Annotated in this window: 5 protein-coding genes; 4 read left to right on the top strand and 1 reads right to left on the bottom strand. The window is 38.3% G+C overall.

From position 1 onward, the window contains the following. The coding region (gene sppA, locus F6K54_RS40890; protein ID WP_293090196.1) for a signal peptide peptidase SppA at positions 1-627 on the bottom strand (627 nt) is incomplete at its 3' end. 378 nt (positions 628-1,005) lie between these two features. On the opposite strand from sppA, the gene F6K54_RS40885 reads away from it, so the two are divergent. The 4 genes from F6K54_RS40885 to F6K54_RS40870 all read left to right on the top strand — a co-directional run bounded on the left by F6K54_RS40885 (position 1,006) and on the right by F6K54_RS40870 (position 4,407). Further along, the gene (locus tag F6K54_RS40885; protein ID WP_375342033.1) at positions 1,006-2,067 is read left to right on the top strand and encodes a DMT family transporter; all 1,062 of its coding nucleotides are present in this window, start codon (positions 1,006-1,008) and stop codon (positions 2,065-2,067) included. After that, entirely contained in the window at positions 2,045-2,335 is a 291-nt protein-coding gene (locus F6K54_RS40880) for a hypothetical protein (protein ID WP_293090194.1), read from the top strand. The genes F6K54_RS40885 and F6K54_RS40880 overlap by 23 nt, the downstream gene beginning before the upstream one ends. A 300-nt stretch (positions 2,336-2,635) precedes the next feature. Further along, positions 2,636-2,800, top strand: a complete 165-nt coding sequence (locus tag F6K54_RS40875) for a hypothetical protein (RefSeq protein ID WP_293090192.1) — start codon at positions 2,636-2,638, stop codon at positions 2,798-2,800. 518 nt (positions 2,801-3,318) lie between these two features. After that, positions 3,319-4,407 (top strand): calcium-binding protein, encoded by a 1,089-nt coding sequence (locus F6K54_RS40870; protein ID WP_293090190.1) that lies wholly within the window; start codon positions 3,319-3,321, stop codon positions 4,405-4,407. Positions 4,408-4,498 lie beyond the last annotated feature (91 nt).

Here is a 4,498-nt window from a genome sequence, read left to right as displayed (position 1 = left end):
GGCATCTTCTTCAGTACCTAAACGGTCAACCACACCTAATTCTAGTGCTTGTTCCCCTGTAAAAATTCGGCCATCTGCAAAACTTCTGACAGTTTCTACAGCTAAATTTCGCGCCTCAGCCACTATGTTGACAAACTGCTGATAACTATTATCAATCAAATCTTGGAGAATTTGCTTCTCTTGGTCTGTCATTTCTCGGTCGAAGGCTAATATATCTTTGTATGGGCCAGATTTTACTACTTTAAAAGAAACCCCTACTCTTTCCAAAAGACGTTCTATATTATTGCCTCGCAAAATCACCCCAATACTACCTGTAATTGTCCCAGGATTAGACACAATATGTTGAGAACCCATGCCAATATACACGCCCCCAGAGGCTGAAATATTGCCGAAGCTAGACACGATTTTGACTTTATCTTGCAAATTTTTCAGGGCATTGTAAATTTCGTGAGAGTCAGCAACAGTACCTCCAGGACTATCAATTCTCAATAACAGACCCGGAAATTTTCTTTCTTCTACTGTTTTTAGTGCTTCTAAAACTCGCTTTCTGGTGTCGCTCGCGATAACACCACTAATTTCAATTCGGGCAATTTGTTTACGATACCGAGGCTTAAATGGCCAAATCATACTTTTATTCAGTCAAAAGTCAAATTTAATCATAGCACAAGTTATTGGAATTAATTTCATAACATATTTAACTTAAATTGTCAATTAAGATAATATTTAATGAATATTTTGAAATTTTGCCTTATTATTAATTCATTAAATTTAATAATAGATACTTCTATGAAAAAATGTTACAATTTGTAAATAAAGTTTTAATATTTTAGTACATAAAACAACAAATAGGGTCAATACCCTCCCCTTAGCTAGGCCACGAGCTGTCGCTCTACAAGGGGATAGAAAAAGTAAACTTCAGTATTTCAATCCCTCTTGCTTTCCTGCGGAATGCTGCGCAAACAGCAATCGGTACTGATAACTGATAACTGATAACTGATAACTGAAATGACTAACTCAAAACTTCCCTTTGCACCACTGTTACTAATTGCTCCCTTTTTCTTTTGGGGAACTGCAATGGTAGCGATGAAAGGTGTTATTCCTGAGACAACACCATTTTTTATGGCAGCAATGCGTATATTGCCAGCAGGTATATTATTGTTACTGGTAGGAATTATTCAGGGAAGACCTCAACCACAAGGAAAAATAGCTTGGTTGTGGATTTTATTATTTGCCTTAGTAGATGGTGCTTTGTTTCAGGGGTTTTTGGCTCAAGGGTTAGTCAGAACAGGTGCCGGTTTGGGTTCGGTGATGATTGACTCCCAACCTTTGGCAGTAGCTATTTTATCATTATGGTTATTTCAAGAGAGAATTAGATTTTGGGGTTGGTTAGGGTTAGGTATTGGTGTTTTTGGTATTAGTTTAATTGGTTTGCCTGATGAATGGATCGGGAGTTTGCTGCATCCAGAAACAATAGAAGCATCTCTGGGAATAGATGCACTGTTTCAAAGTGGAGAATGGTTAATGTTATTAGCATCTCTATCTATGGCAGTAGGAACAGTATTAGTGCGTTGGGTTTGCAAATATAGTGACCCAGTTATGGCAACTGGTTGGCATTTGATTTTAGGTGGTGTTCCATTACTTGCAATTTCAGCAGGGTTTGAGTCTGGACAGTGGGTAAATATTGATGGATATGGTTGGATAGCTATGAGTTATGCGACTATTTTCGGCAGCGCGATCGCCTATGGTTTATTCTTTTATTTTGCTTCTTCTGGAAATCTTACGAGTTTAAGTGCTTTAACTTTTCTAACTCCAATTTTTGCTTTATTGTTTGGCAATTTGTTTCTAGGGGAAGTTTTGAGTTCATTACAGTCAGTGGGAGTGGGTTTGACTTTAGTTAGTATTTATTTGATTAATCAACGGGATGTATTAGCTGAGAAGTTGAATTTGAGGATTTCAAAACAAGAAGATGTTTCAAATAGCACTACAGGCAAAATATTGAGACAATCTCAACAGCAACCAGTTGAAGTGAAGGTGCAAGTTGGAGTTGAAATATCAGAGAAAATTTAATGTAAGTGGCACTGCTGCAGCCTTAGTAATTGGCCGTAGAGCGTTAAAGTTATCAGAAAAAATCCCTAAATGTTTGTTGAGACCGGAGGATGTCAACAAACATAATTGGAGTCATTGGAGACGAGTTGCTAGTTTTATTAAACTACATCGTATCCAGAGGACTCAACTTTTTCAGTGGAGGAAAGTCCTTGAGGGTATCCTAACCCATAGTTTGTGGGCGGAACATCATGTCGGCGAAGACAAAACTTTCTTTGCGAGTACACATTGAAACAGGTGAGTAATGAAATCATTTGCACCTCACCAGATGGCAAATGTCTAGTTTTTTCTAGTTTTCAAGAAGGTGACACAGATATTACCTAAACAGCAAGAATTTATTCATAACTTTACAGAATCTTCATAAAATTCCCATAAGTACCATAATTTTTTCTTCAATTCAAATATTTATAAGTAACTTTACTGAATTCTTTCAAATTCCAGAGTTGTGCCAGAGCAAGGAGAAGATTAAGAGGAGGAGACCTCGCCATATCCATGAGACCAAGAGAGAAAAATTTGGTGGTGGTGCATAGTAATGGTAGAGAGAGTGTGGGAGGTGTGGGAGGTGTGGGAAGTGTGGGAGGTGTGGGAAGAAATTACAAAATATATATATCTTCGCCATTACTATGCAGGACTACCAAAAATTTTTCCTTTGAGTCAATCCTCTTCTTTTCAAGGAAAAGTAATTAGGGTCTGCTGAAAAAATTGGTTGGTGGGGGTAGGACCCGGAGACGCGGAGATGTGGGAACAGGCAATGGTTTAGCCATTTGATGTGAAGAAATTTTCTTGAACTTCAGCAGAAAATTTCAGTAAATTGATGCCAATAAGAGTCAATAACTTAGGAGATAAATTGAATATAAAAAGCTCAATAGCCTTAACTATCTTGACTTTTAGCTTTATTCAGCAAGCCCTAATTATTAATTATTAATTGTTGAAGACTATGAATCTAATACAATTGAAGTAGGCGATACGGCTGATTTTTTTAAGCAAAGCACTTTTTATTTGTTACTTATTATATTCTTTAAAAGATGAGTAGAGTTAGATTTCGATCAATTTAATTATGGCAACTATATTATTAATTATTAATTGTTGAAGACTATGAATCTAATACAATTGAAGTAGGCGATACGGCTGATTTTTTTAAGCAAAGCACTTTTTATTTGTTACTTATTATATTCTTTAAAAAATGAGTAGAGTTAGATTTCGATCGATTTAATTATGGCAACTATTACCGGTACAAATATTGATGAAACCCTTCGCGGAACTGCTTTTGGTGACGACATTTCAGGCATAGGTGGAAATGACAACATCAGAGGTCGAGCAGGTGATGATCTGATTCAAGGAAATAGGGGCAATGACACCTTAGCTGGGAACGGAGGAAGTGATACCCTGCGAGGTGGGAACGGTAATGATCAGCTTGATGGAGGAGGTGGACGAGATTTACTCCGAGGTGGTAATGGAAATGATGACCTGATTGGGAGTCGTGGAAACGATACTGTCAATGGTGGAGATGGCATTGACACTGCTAACTACGCAGATTTAGGGGAAGTCATTACCCTGCAAGCGGTTGGCGTGGTTGACAAAGGCAATGCCGGAACAGACCAAATTGAGAATATTGAGGTCATTGTTGGTGCTACAGGCCAAGATAACGTTATTGATGGTACTGTTTCCGGTGGCGCAACATCTGCCTTTGATATTGATTTATCGGCAGAAAGTCTTACCGTTACAGGTATTCCTGGTTTAGGAAATGTTAATTTCACTGTTGAAAACTTTGTTAATGTCATTGGTACTTCCAACACCGACACTATCGTCGGAAACAGTAGTGATAACCTCTTCGGTGGAAGCGAAGGAAATGATACCCTTGATGGAGGAAGTGGTAACGATACCGCAGATTATAGCGATTTAGGTGAAGCGATTACTCTTGAACGCGCAGGCATAATTAATAAAGGAGCGGCAGGAACTGACCAAATTCTCAATCTTGAAACTATTATTGGTGCAACCGGACAAGAGAACGCTATTGACGGTTCGACAGGAACCAGTGGAGTCACCTCTTTTGATATTGACTTATCTCAGGAAACTTTAACTGTTGAGAATATTCCGGGATTGGGTAATCAAACCTTTAAGATTATCAACTTTGTGAATGCCACTGGAACCTCCAACGATGATAATATAGTTGGAAATGATAGTAATAACGTTTTCGGAGGCAGCCAAGGAGATGATACCTTTGATGGTCAAGGCGGTGACGATACCGTTGATTACAGCGATTTAGGCCGTCTTAATGCTCAAAAGTGGCTCAGTTTAAATTAGAAAGTTAGAGCTGATTGATAAACTGAACTGAAACTCTTATGCTATCTAGGTCTGTCTCTGCTCTAACTAACTCGCTGCCCATCGATCTCGA

The sequence above is a fragment of the Okeania sp. SIO3B5 genome (assembly GCF_010692555.1).
GTDB lineage: Bacteria > Cyanobacteriota > Cyanobacteriia > Cyanobacteriales > Microcoleaceae > Okeania.
The sequence above is the reverse complement of the archived record's forward strand: the minus strand, read 5'-3'. Positions and strand labels throughout refer to the sequence as shown.